Genomic DNA, 19,941 nt, shown 5'->3' with positions numbered 1-19,941 from the left:
AAGCAATCCTAACGAAGAATGGACAAGTGCCAAGGATCTAGGAATCCTGTAGTACTATGTGGAAGATTGTTTTCAGTAAAAAGGCGGTAGCGGACTTAGAAAAGATTCTAAATGCTGGACTTGAAAATAAGTTAAAGTCTTTTCTAGAGATTCTACAAGAGAACCCTTTGGCTCTCTCGGCACTATGGGGTAAATTGTATTGAAAGTTACACTTTCTTCTCTTTTGCATGAGTGCATGAATGCCTTTTGCCTATAACCATTCTTGTGAAAGCTTATCACCGCATGTACGGGAGAGCCGTATTGACTAACACCGTTCCACCTAAACCCTAACTCCAAATTCGCTTTAATCTTTATTCTGTAACCGTCTCAATAACTCCTGAAAGGGTTGCCAGTTGTCATCTATAGCAATAGCCTCCCATACAGACTCAATAATTGGTCTGAGTAAGGCTGTACGGGGGTTAGCTTCTAACAGACGTTTACCTACTGTATCTAAGTCTTGTTGCTGTAAACAACGTTGATATAGTTGACGCCAACTCTCTAAATTCCTTGCACTGATGGAAAGGTTCTCTAAGATAGTATCTGGAGCCTCTGACCAACTATAATTAAATTGTAGGGCTAATTCAGCAAAAAACTGATGATACCCCACTTCAGACTCTTTAAGTAAAGTAATGGTTTCTGCTAGTAAGAGATTGCCTTCGGGATTGTCTAAACTAGCAAAACCTAATTTATTTAACATCAAAGCTCGATAAGCACTATGATAATGTTCATCAAATTGTGCTAAACCTCCTTCTAAATCGGCAACGGGAATGACTAAGCTTAAGGGGATCTGTAATTTCTCTAAATTTAAACGACATATCCAGGGTTGATTGCCATAACTGTATAAACCACTATAGTCAAAATAAGCAGCAGTAAATTTAGGATCGTAGGTGAGAATAAAGGCGTAAGGTCCATAGTCAAAACTTTCCCCTGTAATAGACATATTATCTGTATTGAGTACTCCATGACAAAAACCGGCTGCCATCCATTGGGCTGCTAAGTTGGCGACTCTAGCCACTAATTCAGCATAAAATAAAGCATAGCGCTCGCTTTTTCCTGCTAAATGGGGATAATAATAGTCAATTACGTGTTCTAGCAATCTCTCCACTAAGTCAGGTCGTTTGAGATAGTGTAATCGTTCAAATGTACCAAATCGTATATGTGAATTATTGCAACGTACCATTACTGCAGCCCGAGTCGGAGAGGGTTCGTCATCTCGCCATAAAGACTCTCCCGTCTCAATTAAACTTAAACAAGCTGAGCTATTTACGCCCAATTGCCATAAAGCTTCCGCGGCTAATACTTCTCTGACTCCTCCTTTGAGGGTTAATCTGCCATCAGCATTACGAGAATATGGCGTAGTACCAGATCCTTTTGTTCCTAAATCGTAAAGACGTCCATCTCTCCCGCGGATTTGTCCATAAATAAATCCTCTACCATCTCCTAAATAAGGGTTATAATAGCCAAATTGATAGCCGTGATACCTTAAGGCTAAAAAAGGACGTACCCCCCTAAATTCGCCAAAGGCTTCGCTAAAATCGCGATCGCTTACTTCTTCTGGTTTTAATCCTAACCTTGGTAACAGGCGATCGTTGCGGAAACGTAAGATATGAGTAGGAAATTGTGCAGCTTTGACTACATCAAAATATTCCTCTCCCAAGTTTTCCAAGGCGGTTTCGTAATTTAAATTTAACCAGGGGTTAGATTCTGATGTTGTCATGATGAATTTATTTTAGATTAAAAAATATGCCTGATTCTATAATGTACCAAGAAGATGACACTTACGTTGTCCTAGAAACTGGGTTACCTGAACAATTTCTCACCTCAGAGGAGTTGTTGTTAAAGCTTGAAACCGTGATTAATAACTATCCCGAAAGTTTGCCGAGAGAATTAAATAAGTTTTCTTCTACTTACGAAAAAGCCCAACATCTCTTACAAAATTATTGTGATTTTGATTTAGAACCAGGTCAATATCTACAATGGTATCTTGTTCGTTTAGAAAAGTAAAATTAGGTATTAGGTTTGACGTTTTAGTTGGAACTGTATTATTTTTTTATAGCAGTACAAGCTAAGGTGTTTGACATTTTCAAATTATGAAACCCATTACTAGTCTAGCTTTTGCCTGAGTACCTGAGTGCCTGCGCGTAGCGCTATATATGATATGTTTCCTGCTCCCCCATCTCCCCACACTCTCCCCTATTTCTTCATTCTTAATTCTTAATTTCCCTTTTCCCTCTTGCTTATTTCAATCTCGGGTAATTCTTCTAACCTAATAAAAGTAACTATACTTAAACTATCCTCATCGACTTCTAAATGTAAAACCCGAGAAATAATTCCTTCTGAATCTAAACGTTGTAAATTTAAATCCTCTAGATTATTTTGAATATATCGATCTAGAAATCTTGGTGAGACTCTTCTCTCATTAATAGTCGCTACTGGTTCGATAATTTCCAATTGGTGACCTTGTTTTACTGCTAAACCGAAATTAACTATAATATTCATCGTTTCCTCTTTTGGCTTAGAGTATAACTCTAGATTTATCTCTAACCTATTATCTTCATTGAGTTTGACTTCAACAGAGATTAATTGATAATTTCTACTTTGAGGTATTCTAGTTTCTAAATAAGATTTTACTACCTGGGATCTTAAAGCTTCGTTTAAATCATCTTCTTTAAGTATTAATCTCATCCCTAATTGTATTGGTTGAGAAAGAATTCTTCTACTGATAATTTCTTCTCCTACAGCAAAATCAGGTATGTCTATAGGATCTGTTTCAATTTCTAATAAATCTATTCTAACTTCAGGAATTAATAATAAACCTCTTGTAGCTATACTCAGTCTATCTATTTTACCTCCTAATAGTCTGTGGATAGGTCGATTATCAATCCTGACTGCTAAAGTTTCTACGTCAGTAACGCGATCGCGTATCGCTTTAGCTACTTCTTCTTCAGCAATGATACCACCAGTACCAATCACAGCCATCAAACTAGTTAAAAAAATTGTGATTACTTCCATAATTGTTATTTCTAATTTGGGGTAATTTAAGTAAAACTCCAATAAAAAACCAGTAATATACATTAACTGGATCAACGACTAAAGGATAATACCAAAGGTTGTAGCTAATTAACAAGATAAATAACCAGATACACATTCCCCATGATCGCCAAGCTGATATCTGAGCAGAATTATAAGCTAAATAGGTTAATCTAGAGATATAAGATACTAAAATCATCCAAACAGTCCAACCTAATATACCTATTTCATAGATAACTTTTACAGGAAATATTTCTACTAGATAAATTCTCCCCCAATGACGCGCAGCACTATCTGTAGTTCCTAAACCTTTTCCCAATAATCCTGGTGCTTGTCTTATTAACCATTGAAATTGAGAAACAATAAAATCTTGTGGGGGAGAATATTCCCACCTATTTAAAAAATTAGCTAAACTTTCTTCAGGTAGATTAAAGTATTCTAAAGTCAAGAATATCAGCATAAATAATCCTAATTTTAACCAAATTTTGTTTTGATATTTACCAGTACAAAAAAATAAAGTAACTAAAATCAGAGGAATCAATAATATCGCTACTCTTTGACGAGAAACTAGAGTAGCTAAGATTAATAATACCATTCCTATTATACTCAAACAACGCCATTTAATCTCCTTCTCAATCAGATAACCACCAAAAGCCAAAAAACTATTAGCAATCAAAAACCATCCCCATTGCCAAGGTGCTACAAATGTTCCAGGTAAGCGAATTAATCCCCATTCAGGATTATATAACAGAGAACCTCCTACTAAACATCTAGCTTGCAAACTTGGTTGAGAATTAGCTGGAGGTAATAAATCACTATTCCCAGGACAAATATTATTAATCAGTAATAGATATTGCACTAACCCTAGAAGACAACAAATAATTATTAAACTAATATGTAAACGACTTACAATCAATAAATCATCAGTATTGCGAATTAAATAATAACCACACAATATTAAGGGAATATAACCTAAAAAAACTTTTAATCCTACTAAACCCATTAAGACTGTATTTTCAGGAATATTAACTAACAAAAAGGTTAGTAAACAACTAGCAATAATCACAAATATAACTAAACCCAATTTTAAATATTGCTTAAAAAACTTAGTAATAATTTTGGTATTAATTACAATATATAATAGAGCAGGAATGTAAAAAAAATCTTTAATTAGATGTAACAACCAGGAAAAAGAATGATAAACTATATAACCATCCTTAGCATCAAAACTAGCATCAAAAGCATAAACAACTGTACCAGCAAAAGGTAAATAAAGTAGTAATAACCATAAACCCAGACGAGGGTAACGAAAAAATACAGACATAAACAAAGTAACTAAAAAACTAGTCACCAGTCCAAATCTTATCCCGAAAATAAAAGTTAAAACACAACTAATAACCAGAAAAAATAGAGCTTGAATCGTAAAAAATAATTCTAGTTTCCCAAAAGACATTAAAATAGTAGGGTGAGATTAACGACAATTATAAGTTATTAGTACAGAGAATACTATAATAAAATTTTTGCTCAATTAGGTAAATAGACAATGCGACTATCTCAAAAACTGTTTGTCACACTAAGGGAAGAACCAGCAGAAGCAGAAATAACCAGTCATAAGTTATTATTGCGTGCGGGATATATTAGAAGAATTGGTAGCGGTGTTTATGTTTATCTACCCTTAATGTGGCGAGTATTGCAAAAAATCTCTCAAATCATTCGGGAAGAAATGAACGCTACAGGAGCATCAGAATGTTTACTACCACAGCTACAACCCGCGGAATTGTGGAGAGAATCAGGAAGGTGGGATACCTATACCAAAGCAGAAGGGATCATGTTTAGTCTCAAAGATAGACAGGATCGCGAATTAGGGTTAGGCCCCACTCACGAAGAGGTGATCACAGCGATCGCCAAAGACATGATCAAATCCTATCGACAACTACCTATACATTTATACCAGATTCAGAGTAAATTTCGTGATGAAATTCGCCCCCGTTTTGGTTTAATGCGCGGAAGAGAATTTATCATGAAAGACGGTTACTCCTTCCATAGCGATCAAGAAAGTTTATTAAAAACCTATCAAGACATGGATCAAGCCTATCGTAATATTTTTAGTCGTTGTGGATTAGAATTTTGTGCAGTAGAAGCAGATTCTGGGGCGATTGGGGGTTCAGGATCACAAGAATTTATGGTTTTAGCAGCAGCGGGAGAAGACGAAGTTTTATATACAGCAGATGGAAGTTATGCAGCTAACGTCGAGAAAGCCAACTCTTTACCACCAGTAGCAGAAACTTCACCCTTTACTAATTATGAACTTAGAGAGAGTCCTCATACTGAAACCATAGCCAAACTCTGTGATTATTTTCAATGTTCCCCTACAACCGTAGTTAAAAATATCCTTTACGAAGCGGTTTACGACTCAGGAATTTTAGCCCTAGTTTTAGTGAATATTCGCGGAGATCAAGAAATTAACGAAGTCAAGCTACAGAATGAGTTAACTAAACTAGCACCCCAATATCAAGCTAATACCCTCTTATCCCTCAAAGTAGCCGAAGCAGAAACAGCCCATAGATGGGCGAGTAAACCCTTATCTTGGGGATATTTAGCCCCTAATCTGAGTAATGATTATCTGGTTAGTCATCCTGAGATAGCCTCAGAGTTTATTTGTTTTGTGGATGAAACCGCGGTTAAATTAACCAATTTTGTAACAGGAACTAATCAAAAAGGTTACCACGGAGTAGGGGCTAATTGGGGTAAAGAGTTTACCCTACCTGAGAAAGTAGTTAATGTCAGAAAAGCTAAACCAGGAGATATCCTCTCTAATGACTCCCAACAAGTTTTACTCAGCGCTAGAGGAATAGAAGTTGGACACATTTTTCAATTAGGGAATAAATATTCTCAAGCAATGGGTGCTACCTATACCAACGAAGAGGGAGAAGAGATACCTTTAGTGATGGGATGTTATGGTATTGGGGTATCACGTCTAGCTCAAGCCGCAGTAGAGCAAAATCACGATAAAAATGGTATGATTTGGCCCGTTAGTATTGCTCCTTATCAAGTAATCGTAGTTATTCCTAATACTGGAGATACCGAGCAAGTCGCCATAGCTACCCAAATCTACCAAGAGTTAACCCAAAAAGGTATCGAAACTATTCTAGACGATCGCGATGAAAGAGCGGGAGTTAAGTTTAAAGATGCAGATTTAATCGGTATTCCTTATCGTGTAGTTACAGGGCGATCGCTCAAAGAGGGTAAAGTAGAACTAGTCAAACGAGCTACAGGAGCATCTGAGTTGATTTCCCTTGAGGAGTTAACTACTACCCTGGTTAATTATTTATCACAGGAGTTATAGCGCGTAGCGCTCTAGAAGAGGGAAGAGAGGGGAGTATGGGGAGATGGGAGCTTCTGGGTATGATATAATACTACTTTTAAGGCACTCTTGCAAGAGTAGTTAGCACTGGGTTTCATAACTTTAAAATGTCCTAACTACAACGCGCACTACTATTTCTTATGGTTATTTTAGGGCGTGTGTATCTTAATTATTTGTTACAATAGTTAACAATAGTTAATAATTACCCGTTGAGCAGATGAACAACGCCTTAATCACAGGAGCTTCTCAAGGAATTGGTGAAGCTTTCGCTCAAGAGTTAGCCTCCCGTAAAACTAACCTTGTGCTTGTAGCTCGTTCCGCAGATAAGTTACAAGAGTTGGCTAAACAACTACAAGACCAAAAACAAATTAAAGTAGAGGTAATACCCCTAGATTTAACCGCACCTGGTGCTTGTCAGCAACTATATCAAAGAGTTTCCGACTTAGGGATTGAGATTGACTTACTAATCAATAACGCGGGTTTCGGTGACTATGGCGCTTTTGCTGATAGAAAGCTAGCTAAACAACTAGAAATGATTCAACTGAATATAACCGCTTTAGTGGAGTTAACCTATCTTTTCCTAGGAGAAATGCAGCAACGTCAACGAGGAGCAATTCTGAATATATCCTCCATCGCAGGATTCCAACCCCTACCCTATCTCTCTACTTACGCTGCGACAAAAGCTTTTGTCTTGAGTTTTAGCGAGTCTCTCTGGGCAGAAAATCGCACTTCTGGTGTTAAGATTATGGCAGTATGTCCAGGACCAACGGAATCCAACTTTTCTCAAGTAGCTGAGTTCCCCAAATCCAATAGTAACTCCCCATCGAAAGCTGCTTCAGCTATACAGGTAGTAAAAGAAGCTCTCCAAGCTCTGGAAAAGGATCAACCTACCGTAGTTACAGGAGGATTAGCTAATCAAGTCATCGTTAATTTACCCCGCTTTTTCCCGAGAGAAACTCTGGTAAATTTAGTAGAAAAACAATTTAGAAGCAATTAGGATTATTCAAGATATGTTAGAAACAATCGTTTTAGGTGGTGGCTGTTTTTGGTGCGTTGAATCCGTCTTTCAAAACGTCCAAGGTGTCAGCGCGGTTGAGTCTGGTTACGCGGGTGGAAATACCAAAAACCCTAACTATAACCAGGTTTGTTCAGGAAAAACAGGACACGCAGAAGTAGTTAAAATAACCTTTGATACAGAGAAAATTGCTCTAGAAGAAATCCTGGAAATCTTTTTTGTCGTCAGTCACGATCCTACTACCTTAAATAGACAAGGAAATGATGTCGGTACACAATATCGCTCAATTATCCTGTGGGAAAATCCCCAACAACTACAAACCGCGAAAGCAGTTATAGAGAGATTAGATACAGCTAAAACTTTCCCTAACCCTATTGTCACTGAGTTACAGCAATTAGGGGATTATTATCGAGCTGAAGAATATCACCAAAACTACTTTAATCGCAATCCCTATCAACCCTATTGTCTATTTAGTATCCCTCCCAAACTCTCCAAACTGAAAAAATATTTTCCTGAAAAAATGTTAGCCTAGTATCATATAGGGGTGCTTAATGCGCCCTGAGAAATACTACTCCCTCTAGCAAAATGTTAGACAAAATCAGCCTTAAGTTTTGGCAAATATTACTATTTACTGTAGCAATTATTATAACTATACAATTGATTGCTACCTTTATAGTGGATGTTTTTTGGTTTGAAGAGGTTGGTTATTTAAACATTATGTTTAAACGTCTCCAAACTCAATTTATTGCAGGGGTATTGATATTTTTCATTTCTTTAATTTTTATTAATCTTAATTTAAATATAGCTAAAAATATTAAATGGTCAACTAATAACAAGACCAAAGCTAATCAACCTCATTCCTACTCTTTAAAGTTTAACATTCTTTTCCCCATTACCTTAAGTTTAGCTCTAGTTTTATGCTCTTTAGTATATTACTACGGTCAATTAGCCTATTCAAGTTGGCAAGTAGATTATACCCTACCCAAAGTAACTCCAACTTTACCATCACCCTTCACAATCAGATATTTACAGATAATCTTCTCACAAATTTATAACCATCTTTGGCAATTACTTATCCTAATTACTACTCTAGTTGTTATTTTTAAAAGTCCCGAATATGTTTTAAAAACTATTGGTTTTGCTCTTAGTTTAGTCTTAGGTGCAGTTATAGCGGGAAACTGGACAGTAATTTTACAATGGTTAGCTGCTACTGAATTTAATCAAGTAGATCCCGTTTTTAATCATGACCTATCTTTCTATGTATTTAAAGTACCTGGTTATCGACTGTTAGACTTTTGGTTAGGTGGCTTATTTTTATATACTTTAATTAGTATAACCATTATTTATTTACTCTCAGATAAGAGTCTATCTCAAGGTAAATTTCCTGGTTTTTCCCGTTCTCAATTACGCCATATTTATAGTTTATTAGGTGCAATGTTCCTAATTTTAGCTTGGCGTCATTGGTTTCAAAGATACGATTTATTATACTCAGAAAGAGGCGTAGTTTATGGTGCTAGTTATACAGATATAACCGTTCAATTACCCTTAGAAACGATTTTAAGTATAGTCGCTACTGGTATTAGTCTTTGGTTATTTTGGAAAGCTTCTACTGGTGCAGGTAAATATAACCCGAGTTTAACTCAATTCACAGGAAGAAAACAGAGAATGGGTAGAAGATTATATAAAATACCCTTTTCTCTCGTTCCCTTTTATGTCTATTTGACTATTTTAATTGTTGGATTTATTACTATTTTCCTAGTTCAAAATTTAGTAGTCCAACCTAATGAACTAGCTAGAGAAAAACCTTATTTAGTACGCAATATTGATGACACTCGACAAGGATTTAACTTAGATAAAATTGATGTCTATACCTTTGATCCTAAAGGAGAATTAAATCAAGAAGTAATTGATAACAACCCCTTAACTATTAGCAATATAAGACTTTGGGATACTAGACCATTACTGCAAACCAATAGACAATTACAATTAATTAGACCCTATTATAAATTTTATGATGCTGATATTGATAGATATAATATTAGAGAGCCGATAAGTGCTGAAACAACAGGCTTAATCAAACAACAAGTAATTATTTCAGCTAGGGAATTAGATTATAATGGAGTACCTGAACAAGCACAAACCTGGGTTAATGAACATCTAGTTTTTACTCATGGTTTTGGTTTTACTCTCTCTCCTGTTAATCAAGTTGACGAAGGAGGTTTACCCTATTATTTTGTCAGAGATATTGGTACAGGAACAACAGAACAAGCATTAACTATTTCTAGTGAATTAATCGCAGAAACTATTCCCATCGGTAAACCCAGAATTTACTACGGTGAGATAACAGATACTTATGTAATGACTCCTACTAAAGTCCAAGAGTTTGATTATCCTAGTGGACAAGAAAACGTTTATAACGTCTATGATGGTACGGGAGGAATTAATATTGGTCCTTATTGGCGACGCTTAGTTTTTGCTGTCTATCTCAGAGATTGGCAAATGCTATTTACAGAGAATTTTATCCCTGAAACTAAATTATTATTCAGACGCAATATTAATGTAAGATTACGCACAATAGCACCTTTTTTACGTTATGATCAAAACCCTTATCTAGTAGTAGCTGATGCAGGTGATGTCCAACAGGGAGGATCTGAGAATTATTTACACTGGATCATGGATGCTTATACCACTAGTCCTCATTATCCCTATTCCGATCCAGGGGAAAACAAGTTTAACTATATTCGCAATTCCGTCAAAATAATAGCCGATGCTTATCATGGTGATGTACAGTTCTATATAGCAGATCCTAACGATCCCATTATTAAGACTTGGGCGAAAATCTTCGGGGATGTTTTCCATCCTTTAATAGATATGCCTGAAAACCTACAAGCTCATATACGCTATCCCCAAGATTTATTTACTACTCAATCAGAACGTTTATTAACCTATCATATGCTCGATCCTCAAGTCTTCTACAATCGCGAGGATTTGTGGCGTATCCCCTTAGAAATTTATGGTTCAGAAACTCAAGAGGTAGAGCCATATTATCTGATTATTAAATTACCTACTGCTACTGAGGAGGGATTTATTTTAGCTCATGTTTATACCCCCAACAGCAGAAATAATTTGATTGCTTTGTTATTTGGTTTTTCTGATGGAGATGATTATGGTAAAGCTTCACTATACTTGATGCCAAGAGAACGACTGGTATTTGGAGTCGAACAGGTAGAAGCGAGAATAAATCAAGATCCGATTATTTCTCAACAGATTTCTCTGTGGAATCGTCAAGCGTCAAGGGTTATTCTCGGAAATCTGCTCGTTATTCCTATTGAAGAATCTCTCTTATACGTTGAACCAATCTATCTAGAGGCTACCATTAACAGCATACCTACTTTAATTAGAGTAGTTTTAGTCTATCAAAACCAGATTGTCATGGCAGACAGTTTGGAAAAGGGTTTAGAAGCGTTATTTCAATCTGATCCTTCTGCAGAAACCCCCATTATTAGACCAATCGATGAAATTCCCCCAGATATCGAGATTGAGTTGTAAACCCTGATCGCTCATTGAATCTTATCGACATTTTTTTCCCAATTAGCCCCATCAAAAGACTCTATGGTAAATAAAGAGAGACTATCACCATCTAAACAACGAATATTAACATCAATCTGATCAGGGTGAGAACGAGGAGTGTAAAAAGCATGGATACCGCAAATTCGACAAAATTTGTGTTGAGCAACTTCCGTATTAAAACTATAGATAGTTAAATCATCTTCACCACTAATTAGTTTAAATTGTTCCGGGGGTATAATTAGATGCAAAAAACCCTTTTTACGACAGATAGAGCAATTGCAATCGTAACCTACGTATTGATTGATCCTAATTTCAAATCTAATCGCTCCACAATGACAACCACCTTGATAAATTTGATATTCACTCATATTTTTAGTTAGATGATAAAATTAGATTCCTGTCCTTGTGCTGCTTGCCAACTGCGAGCATCATAATATAAATCAGCTAAGGTAATATTAGACAAAACCTGTTTAAGTTTTGACTGCAATTGTTTCCAGACAGTAAAAGTAACCCAATCTTCGACACAATCTGTATCAACCTCATATTTATTAAGATACTCTAAATTTTCTCCCACCGCTTCTAAAATCTGTCCTAAAGAAATTTGACTAGGTTGATGCGCTAATTGATAACCTCCTTGAACACCCCTAATCGAACGAACTATACCCGCTTGTCGTAAAGAAATTAACAATTTTTCTAAATAAGGAGCAGGTAAATCTTGTCTTTGCGCGATCGCTTTGACAGAACTAGGACCATAGTTTAATTGTAAACTCAGATCTAGCAATGCTTTTAGACTATAATGACCTCTTGTTGTTAGCTTCATTTTTAGCAGTTATTAACTAGTTTTTCTGTAAAGATATTTTCTGTTAAACCCAAAAAAATTATTTCATTTTCTTTTTTAAGTGTATAATAATTTTGAGAGGTATCTAACAACCTCTTCGTTTCTTGGCTATTTACTTCACAATGTAACCAGCCTAACAGTACATATTAGTTTTCGATGTAAGTTAATGACTAAAAAGAACCAACCAACCCCTTTAACAGGAGTGGAGTTACTCGACAAGGTAAAAGAACTAGGAAATCTGAGCAAAGAAGAAAAAGCTAGAGAGTGTGGTTACTATACCCTCACTAAAAATAACGTCGAAAGAGTTAACATGATGAAGTTTCTCAATGCTTTAATTGATGCAGAAGGTATTGAGTTAGATAGCACTTCAGAAGGGAAAGGACGTGGCGGTAGATCAGCTAATTATCGGATTAGTGTACAGTCTAACGGAAATCTCCTCATTGGCTCAGCTTATACCAAAAAAATGGGCTTACAACCAGGAGATGAATTTGAGATTAGTTTGGGAAGAAAACATATTCATCTCAAGCAAATTGATTTAGAGGATGAAGATTACCCAGTAGATGAAGCTTCCTAAAGGGAATCTCAACATTAATTCCCTAAAACCTCCTCAAGCTCCGTGTGACTAACGGAGCATTTCTTGTTACTGGTTAATTATTTTTCCTAATCAACAGCCAATCATCTACTTGAGCAATTAACTTAGCATCAGTTAGAGATAATTGTTCTTTGGTTTCTGAGTCGATGAGAAGATAGATAGATTCAGCATTAGACCAAAGGTAAGGTAATGCTTCCATTTCTATGGGAATAATTCGATGATTGCTATAGAAATTAAGAGAAGGTCTCTCATAAGGAAAAGAAGTATAAATAGATGCAGATTCCGAAACTTGGGCTTCTCTAATCATCTCTGCAACGGGTTTAACTTGATAAGCTTCATTCAGTTCCCAATTCCATAAAAAAGAATTAACAAACAACAACAAAGATATATACATTCCCCAAAACAAAACAGCAATAAATTGTCGTTGTCTCTTAATGAGTAAAATAGCAACAGTACCCATAGTCAGAGCGATCGCTAAACAAATAATAGCTAAAAACTGTTCTTCGGGATTGTTGCTGAAAAAAGCAAAGTAAATAGCCCCAAAACTAGCTACAAAAGCAATAAAACTAAATAGAATTTTCCAAAGCCGAGAATAATTAGAAAACTCAGGTAAATTGTAAAGTTGGTCTAATTTTACTCCAGCAGCCAAAGCCAAAGCAGGATAAATTGGTAAAATATACCAAGGGAGTTTAGTAACCATCAAAGAAACTATCACAAAATAGCAAAAACTCCACACCAGAATAAACTTAGCCCAACTCCAATTACGATTTTGCCAACTCAAACGCAATCCCGCTAAAAAGAAGACAAAATAAGGCAAAGAATATTTAACTATTTCCCAAAAATAATACCAAATTGGACCAGTATTGCCCTCCTTCTCAGTATAAATCCGCTCCAAAAATTGTGACTGTAAATTATGTTCAGCAAAAACAGTCCCATAAAAATAAAATTGTGCAGTGTACCAAGCTAAAGCAGGTAAACTCCCCAAAAATAGACCAATCCACAGATAAAAAGAAGATAAAATCCGTGGAGTATCCCAAAGTAAAAAGAGGAAAGCGATCGCCCCCAAAAGTACAGCTAACATCCCCTTGGTTAAAAAAATCAACCCCAAAGAGAAACCAACCCCCAAAGTCCAGCGTAAATCGCGACGAGAGCGTAAAACCGTCCAAAATAGTAAAATTTCCAAAAAAAGAATCGTCCCATCCAGCATGGCTAAACGTCCATGACGCACCACAGGAAGTAAAGTTAAATAAACCAAAGCCGAAAAAATAGCAGGGCGACGATAAGGGAAAATCTCTCTACCTAAAGCATACAATAAAGGTACAGAAATAGCCGTTAACAAAGCACCAGGTAAACGACTCATCGACTCATTCACTCCCCCCAGAGAATAGAAAAGAGCAATCAGATTATGTAACAAAGGAGGTTTATTAAAATAAAACTCCCCCCATAAAGTCGGAAAAATCCAACGATGAGAATCAGGAGGGGCTTGATAAATTTCCTTAGCTACTTGTGCGATAATACCTTCATCCCAATCCCGCAGGGGTAACGAATCCAGATTGACTAAAAATAACAACGCAGCAGCTAGAAACAAGCCAGAGAAACACAGAAAATCTAACCAAAACTCCTCTCGCAACAATTTACGAGAAGGATAGGAAGCAAAAGTTTGACGATTCATCGATTTATCATATTGTGGCAATTTACCCTTTCTTTCATTGTCTCAAAATTTAACAAAAAAGACTCATTCTCACACCCGACACCCAATCTCAATCAGTAACGGCTCTCCCGTATCTATGGTGATAAGCTTTCACTTATCGTTTATAGGCAATAGGCAAGAAAATGTAACTTTAAATACAATTAACCCCATAATGCCGAGAGAGCCGAGACTACCTATCAGAATATTACCACTACACATGTAAAGTTTTCTTAACAATCAGTTATTTGTCTGTATTCGTTGGGAATTGTTAAGTAATAGGAAGAATTTTCTTGTCCTCAAATTAATAGGCTAGGTCACTGATTATGTTAATCACTATTTCACGATACGCTCAAACAAAACTAGAATCTCTGGACTTTAAAACAAAAAGTAAGTTTCTGGGTATCATAAGTAGGTACATGAATAGAGACTTAGCCAGTAATCAAGTTAGAAAACTACATGGAGAAAACAACTTCATCAGAATTCGCTATAACCTCGGCGATCGCATTATTGCTTGTCTCTTGAGAAATCCAGAGCTAGAGTTGCGGATTCTCGATTTTGTATCCCACACTACCATGGATCAAGGTCGTTATTATCGTAATAGCGAAGGGGTTTATACAATACTAGATCTTGAACAAACCGAACCCATAGAAGCTAATAACCTTGAAAAGCTTGATTTATCTGGACTTTGGGAAGACTCAGAAAACTCAGAAAACTTAGAATCTTTGCTCGAAAACAGTATAGAAAATTATTTTTATCTCTATTCCCTCATCCATGAAACTAAGATCAATCCTTATTTATCTCTAGCACAGGAACAATATAACCTGGTTAACACTAATTTACCAATTTTTTTAGCAGGAAGTGCAGGAAGTGGTAAAACAACTATTGCTCTTTATCACGCTATTGCTAAAAGTATCGAAACTCAAATTGATTCAACGGCTCAAAAAGTTGTTTATATAACTTATAATAGTTTTCTTAAAGAATATACAAAGGAAATAATTCAGCAGATTTTTGATTTTGAAGAATTACCAAATTTAGAATTACTAGATTATCATAACTTAGAGGATAGATTGGGACTCGATCGAGAAAAATTTAATCCCCAAAAAAGAATCAACCAGCAGCGATTTATTGCCGAATTTTGTAAACCTCATTTCCCTATTTTAAATGGTATAGATCCGATTTATTTATGGGAAGAGATTCGTTATCATATTAAAGGTTCTCTCTCAGCAAGTGAAACAGAAAACGGTTTAATTACTTGGGAAGAATATCAACAACTTAATCATCATTATCCCCACCATCAAAGGCAATTATATAATTTAGCATCTCAATATCAAGATTGGTTAAAAAATCAAGAATATTGGGATGAAATCGATTCAACCCATAACCTGATCAGAAGATTAAATAAAGGAGAATATCTCTATGACTTTCTCTATTGTGATGAAGTTCAGGACTTAACCGCAATTCAAATTCACTTGTTATTAAAATTGCTTCGTCCTCCCGTAGAAGGTGAGTTTCATTCATTCGCTCAATTTCTGTTTACTGGAGATACTGCACAAATTATTAACCCTAGTGGTTTTAGTTGGAGAAAAGTTAAAGATATTTTGCATCATAATTATGGTCAGACTCACACTTGGAAAGATTTTCATAAACAATTTGATCAACCTCGTCAACTCTCCTATAACTTTCGTTCTACTGAAGCAATTGTCAATTTTAGTAATCAATTATTGACTGATTTTCCAAATCAAAAAGCTTTTAAAAAAGGTGGCAAAAAACCATTAATTATTAGGAATATTAGTGATAAAGAATTATTAGAAGGTAAAAATATCTTTGGTCCTAATAGTGTAATTATTACCGTTAATGAAGAAGATAAACAACAATTAAAAGCGCAATTTGACACCCAAAGAATTTTAACTATAACCGAAGTAAAAGGTTTAGAATATAATGAGGTGTTAGTCTGGAACTTCTTTTCTAGGTTTGATGGTTGGCAACAAAATCCTAGAGAATTGACAGCCTTTAAAAATAATTGTCTCTATGTTTGTGCAACTCGTGCGAGAGAAAAACTCTACTTTTACGAAGCAACAGAATTGTCATTTTGGCAAAGAGCAGAACTACAAGATTATTTAACCTTTTCTGAAAATAAATTAGATCTAGAAGAGTTTTTTAATCCCAATATTACTCGCGAAGATTGGCGCAAATCAGCTGAAGATTTAGCTAGACAAGGTGCTTATCTCCAAGCTAAAGAAAACTATCAAAGGGGAGAATGGTATAAAGAAGCTGAGGAAATGGAAGCAAAATATCAGTATTCCCAAGGATATAAACAACAAGCAGCAGATATTTACTTAAAAAATCAAGATATTACTGAAGCCATTTCTATTTTGGAAGAAATCAATAACTATACACAAATTGCCCAAATTTGGACAGCAGAAAATGAACTACTAAAAGCAGCTATAACTTGGGAAAAAGTACCTAATTATCAAGAAGCATTAGTTATTTATGAAAGTTTAGCAAGATGGTCAGACATGGAAAGATGTGCTAGAGAATTGCTAGAATGGTCGAAAGTAGCGATCGCCTGTGAACATCAGGGTAAATGGAGAGAAGCAGCTGTAGCTTATCAAGAAAGTAATCAAATAGCCAAAGCCGCTAATTGTTATGAACAAGCCCTAGCTTGGGATAAAGCGGAGATTTGTTGGCAACAATTACAAGAATGGTCAAAAGTAGCGATCGCTTGTGAACATCAGGGTAAATGGAGAGAAGCAGCTAGAGCTTATCAAGAAAGTAATCAAACCCTAAAAGCAGCTATAACTTGGGAAAAAGTACCTAATTATCAAGAAGCCTTAGTTATTTATGAAAATTTAGAAAGATGGTCAGATGTAGAAAGATGTGCTAGAGAATTACAGGAATGGTCAAAAGTGGCGATCGCTTGTGAACATCAGGGTAAATGGAGAGAAGCAGCTAGAGCTTATCAAGAAAGTAATCAAACCGTAAAAGCCGCTCAAGTTTGCGAAAAAGGAGAACATTGGTTAGAAGCCATCCAATACTGGCAACGAGTACCCGATACCTATAAAGTAGCCCTGATGTATCAACGTCTAGCAGGACAAACTTGGGAGAATCTAGGATACTCAGCCAAAGCAGCTCTAGCCTATGATCAGGGAGAAAGCTGGACTAAAGCTCTAGAATTATATAAAGCCTCTAGGCAATGGTATCAATTGGCTAAACTCTATGAAAAACAAGCAGAATGGAAGGAAGCTGCTAAAATTTGGGAAAGATTAGGCGAAGCCGAGTTATTTGAGCGCGCAAAATGTTTAGACAATGCCAAAAAATGTTGGACAAATTTAGAAGAGTGGGCAAAAGTAGCTAGTATTTGTGAAGAACAGAGATTATACTTTGATGCAGGTAGAGCTTGGGAACAATTAGGGGAATGGTCAAAAGCAGCTAGGAATTACGAGAGAGTAGCAGCCTGGAATGATGCAGAGTTTTGCCGGCGTCAGATCCAAGAATAGGATAAGTTAGCCAATACTTGTGAACAACAAAATCGTCCAGAAAAATGGTTAGAAGCGGCTGAAATTTGGTTCAATTTAGCTCAAACTATCAACGATAGAGATTATCTGACTAAAGCAGCTCTAGCCTATGAAAAAGCTAATAATCGTCAAAAAGCTGCGAAAATTTGGTTAACACTAAGTAATACAGCACACCTAACACCTATCTAAACAACCAGACAAGGGAAGGGTAGGGGAGAAAATGCTAACATAGGTTAAAAAACTCAAAGCCAGACACCTGTAACTTAACACCAATAAACTTATGGAAGGATCATTTCAACTCACCCTACAAATCGTTATTGCAGTCCTTACAGGTATTAGTGCTCAAGTTTTAGCTGAATATCTTAAAGTTCCTAGTATCGTTTTTTTATTGCTACTAGGTATTTTCTTAGGTAGAGATGCTCTCAATCTCTTACATCCTTCTGAATTAGGTATCGGCTTAGAAGTACTAGTAGCACTTTCCGTAGCTATCATCCTCTTTGAAGGAGGACTCAGTTTAGATTTACGGGATTTAGGGAGAGTCTCAGGTAGTTTACGGAACTTAGTTACTATCGGTACTTTAATCACCTTTATTGGTGGTGGAATGGCGGCTCACTGGTTAGGAGAATTTCCTTGGTCGATCGCTTTTCTCTTTGCTTCCTTGGTAGTAGTTACAGGACCTACAGTAGTAGGACCACTGTTAAAACAGGTATCAGTAGATCGCAAAGTAGCCACACTTTTAGAAGGAGAAGGAGTATTAATTGATCCAGTTGGAGCAATTCTCGCCGTGGTAGTACTAGACACTATAATTAATAGTACCGCAGTTCCCCTGGAAATCATGACGGGTTTGATTCTACGTCTTGGTATTGGTGCAGCTATTGGGGGTGCTTGTGGTTGGTTAATGGCGTTGATTCTCAAACGATCTAATTTTATCTCAGAAGATTTAAAAAACTTATTAGTTTTAGCGGGAGTATGGGGGACATTTTGTCTAGCTCAAAGCATTCGCGGTGAATCAGGATTAATGGCTACAGTAATAGCAGGAATTGTCCTCAAAGCTTCCTCACTTCCCGAAGAAAGACTGATTAAACGCTTCAAAAGTCAATTGACGGTTTTATGTGTATCGGTATTATTTATTCTCTTAGCTGCTGATTTATCCATCGCTAGTGTTTTTGCTCTCGGTTGGGGTAGCGTCTTGACAGTGATGACTTTGATGTTTATAGTTAGACCAATCAGTGTCGTTGTGTGTACCTGGAATAGCGATTTAAATTGGCGAGAAAAAATGTTTGTCGCTTGGGTTGCTCCTCGGGGAATTGTTTCAGCTTCGGTAGCTTCTCTATTTGCTATTTTATTAACTAGTAGTGGTATCAGTGGTGGAGAAGCGATTAAAGCTTTAGTCTTTCTGACTATTTTAATGACAGTATTTATCCAAGGGTTAACAGCGCGTTGGTTAGCTCAGGGATTGGGTATCACTTCCTCAAAAGCTACAGGTGCAGTAATTATTGGTTGTAATCCTTTAGGTCGTTTATTAGGGCGTTTATTCCAAGAGCAAGGAGAATCAGTAGTCTTAATTGATACTAACCCTGAATACTGCGATCAAGCTAGGGCTGAAAATCTACCTGTATATCAAAGCAGCGCCCTTAAACCCGAAGTTTTAGAAGAAGCGGGAATACAATCCATGGGGACTTTTTTAGCTGCAACCAAAAATGGTGAGGTGAATTTTTTATTAGCTCGTCACGCGATCGAAGAGTTTAACCCTCCTAGAGTCTTAGCTATTTTTGCTAATCAATCAGAGATTCCCTCTCATAGTAAGGTAAATCCCGCTTTTATTGCTGAAGTACCTCTCAAAACCTGGACTAAATATCTCGATGAAGGACAAGTAAAATTAGTCAAAACCATTCTGACTGATTCGGGTTTATCTTTTCAACAGTCACATCTAGAAGCTTTAATTAGGACTCAAGAACTTTTACCGCTGTTGATTAAACGTGAGAAAACTTTACAAGTGGTAAAAGCCGAAACCCAATGGCTACCAGGTGATGAAATTATCTATCTTTTACACGATCCTCGACCAAAGTTACTCAAACGTCTCTCAGGAGGTTATCAGTCTTCTCGTTTAGCTTTAGAAAAGTTACCCGAGGTTGAAGAGGTTTCTATAGCTATCCCGGGTAGGGAATAATACCAAATGGTGAGGTTAGGTTTTAGCTTAACCGCGAGAAGCCTCAAGCTTTATTTTCTCAAATAAGCGTGAGATGAATCGCGTCCTTATTTTATTTCATCTTGATTCTGTATATAAG

At 36.3% G+C, this 19,941-nt stretch carries 14 protein-coding genes; 8 read left to right on the top strand and 6 right to left on the bottom strand.

Going from position 1 to position 19,941, the window contains the following annotated elements; translation table 11 throughout:
• Positions 1–343 precede the first annotated feature (343 nt).
• A complete protein-coding gene (locus EA365_09855; protein ID TVQ44605.1) occupies positions 344–1,756 on the bottom strand; it encodes a YdiU family protein in 1,413 nt (470 codons plus the stop codon).
• 26 nt (positions 1,757–1,782) lie between these two features.
• Here EA365_09855 and EA365_09850 point away from each other — a divergent pair, with 26 nt between their 5' ends.
• Positions 1,783–2,043, top strand: a complete 261-nt coding sequence (locus EA365_09850) for a chlororespiratory reduction protein 7 (protein TVQ44604.1) — start codon at positions 1,783–1,785, stop codon at positions 2,041–2,043.
• 210 nt (positions 2,044–2,253) lie between these two features.
• Here the strand turns inward: EA365_09850 and EA365_09845 are convergent, their stop codons facing one another.
• Both EA365_09845 and EA365_09840 read right to left on the bottom strand, forming a co-directional pair.
• A complete protein-coding gene (locus EA365_09845; protein ID TVQ44603.1) occupies positions 2,254–3,114 on the bottom strand; it encodes a DUF2993 domain-containing protein in 861 nt (286 codons plus the stop codon).
• Positions 3,023–4,522, bottom strand: a complete 1,500-nt coding sequence (locus EA365_09840; GenBank protein TVQ44602.1) for a hypothetical protein — start codon at positions 4,520–4,522, stop codon at positions 3,023–3,025. The genes EA365_09845 and EA365_09840 overlap by 92 nt, the downstream gene beginning before the upstream one ends.
• A gap of 90 nt (positions 4,523–4,612) precedes the next feature.
• Between EA365_09840 and proS the strand changes: the two genes are divergently transcribed.
• From proS to EA365_09820, 4 genes are all read left to right on the top strand, one after another.
• Positions 4,613–6,415, top strand: a complete 1,803-nt coding sequence (proS, locus tag EA365_09835; protein ID TVQ44601.1) for a proline--tRNA ligase — start codon at positions 4,613–4,615, stop codon at positions 6,413–6,415.
• A gap of 235 nt (positions 6,416–6,650) precedes the next feature.
• Positions 6,651–7,430, top strand: coding sequence for an SDR family oxidoreductase (locus EA365_09830; GenBank protein TVQ44600.1), 780 nt, complete (start codon positions 6,651–6,653; stop codon positions 7,428–7,430).
• A gap of 13 nt (positions 7,431–7,443) precedes the next feature.
• Entirely contained in the window at positions 7,444–7,980 is a 537-nt protein-coding gene (msrA, locus tag EA365_09825; protein ID TVQ44599.1) for a peptide-methionine (S)-S-oxide reductase, read from the top strand.
• A 53-nt stretch (positions 7,981–8,033) separates the two neighbouring features.
• Positions 8,034–10,997: a UPF0182 family protein gene (locus EA365_09820; protein ID TVQ44598.1), complete on the top strand. Its 2,964-nt coding sequence runs from the start codon at positions 8,034–8,036 to the stop codon at positions 10,995–10,997.
• A gap of 11 nt (positions 10,998–11,008) precedes the next feature.
• Here the strand turns inward: EA365_09820 and EA365_09815 are convergent, their stop codons facing one another.
• Both EA365_09815 and EA365_09810 read right to left on the bottom strand, forming a co-directional pair.
• Positions 11,009–11,386, bottom strand: coding sequence for a GFA family protein (locus tag EA365_09815; protein ID TVQ44597.1), 378 nt, complete (start codon positions 11,384–11,386; stop codon positions 11,009–11,011).
• 8 nt (positions 11,387–11,394) lie between these two features.
• Complete coding sequence (locus EA365_09810) at positions 11,395–11,838, bottom strand: RrF2 family transcriptional regulator (GenBank protein ID TVQ44596.1); 444 nt, start codon at positions 11,836–11,838, stop codon at positions 11,395–11,397.
• A 184-nt stretch (positions 11,839–12,022) separates the two neighbouring features.
• Between EA365_09810 and EA365_09805 the strand changes: the two genes are divergently transcribed.
• Complete coding sequence (locus EA365_09805) at positions 12,023–12,430, top strand: AbrB family transcriptional regulator (protein TVQ44595.1); 408 nt, start codon at positions 12,023–12,025, stop codon at positions 12,428–12,430.
• 73 nt (positions 12,431–12,503) lie between these two features.
• Here EA365_09805 and EA365_09800 read toward each other — a convergent pair whose 3' ends face one another.
• On the bottom strand, positions 12,504–14,120 hold the full coding sequence (locus EA365_09800; GenBank protein TVQ44594.1) for a glycosyltransferase family 39 protein: 1,617 nt from the start codon (positions 14,118–14,120) through the stop codon (positions 12,504–12,506).
• Positions 14,121–14,461: 341 nt separating this feature from the next.
• Between EA365_09800 and EA365_09795 the strand changes: the two genes are divergently transcribed.
• Together EA365_09795 and EA365_09790 are read left to right on the top strand one after the other, a co-directional pair.
• Positions 14,462–17,635, top strand: a complete 3,174-nt coding sequence (locus EA365_09795; protein TVQ44593.1) for a hypothetical protein — start codon at positions 14,462–14,464, stop codon at positions 17,633–17,635.
• A 298-nt stretch (positions 17,636–17,933) separates the two neighbouring features.
• Positions 17,934–19,823: a sodium:proton antiporter gene (locus tag EA365_09790; GenBank protein TVQ44592.1), complete on the top strand. Its 1,890-nt coding sequence runs from the start codon at positions 17,934–17,936 to the stop codon at positions 19,821–19,823.
• Positions 19,824–19,941 lie beyond the last annotated feature (118 nt).

Source organism: Gloeocapsa sp. DLM2.Bin57 (genome assembly GCA_007693955.1).
Taxonomy (GTDB): Bacteria; Cyanobacteriota; Cyanobacteriia; order Cyanobacteriales; family Gloeocapsaceae; genus Gloeocapsa.
This window is presented reverse-complemented; position numbering and strand designations above follow the sequence as displayed.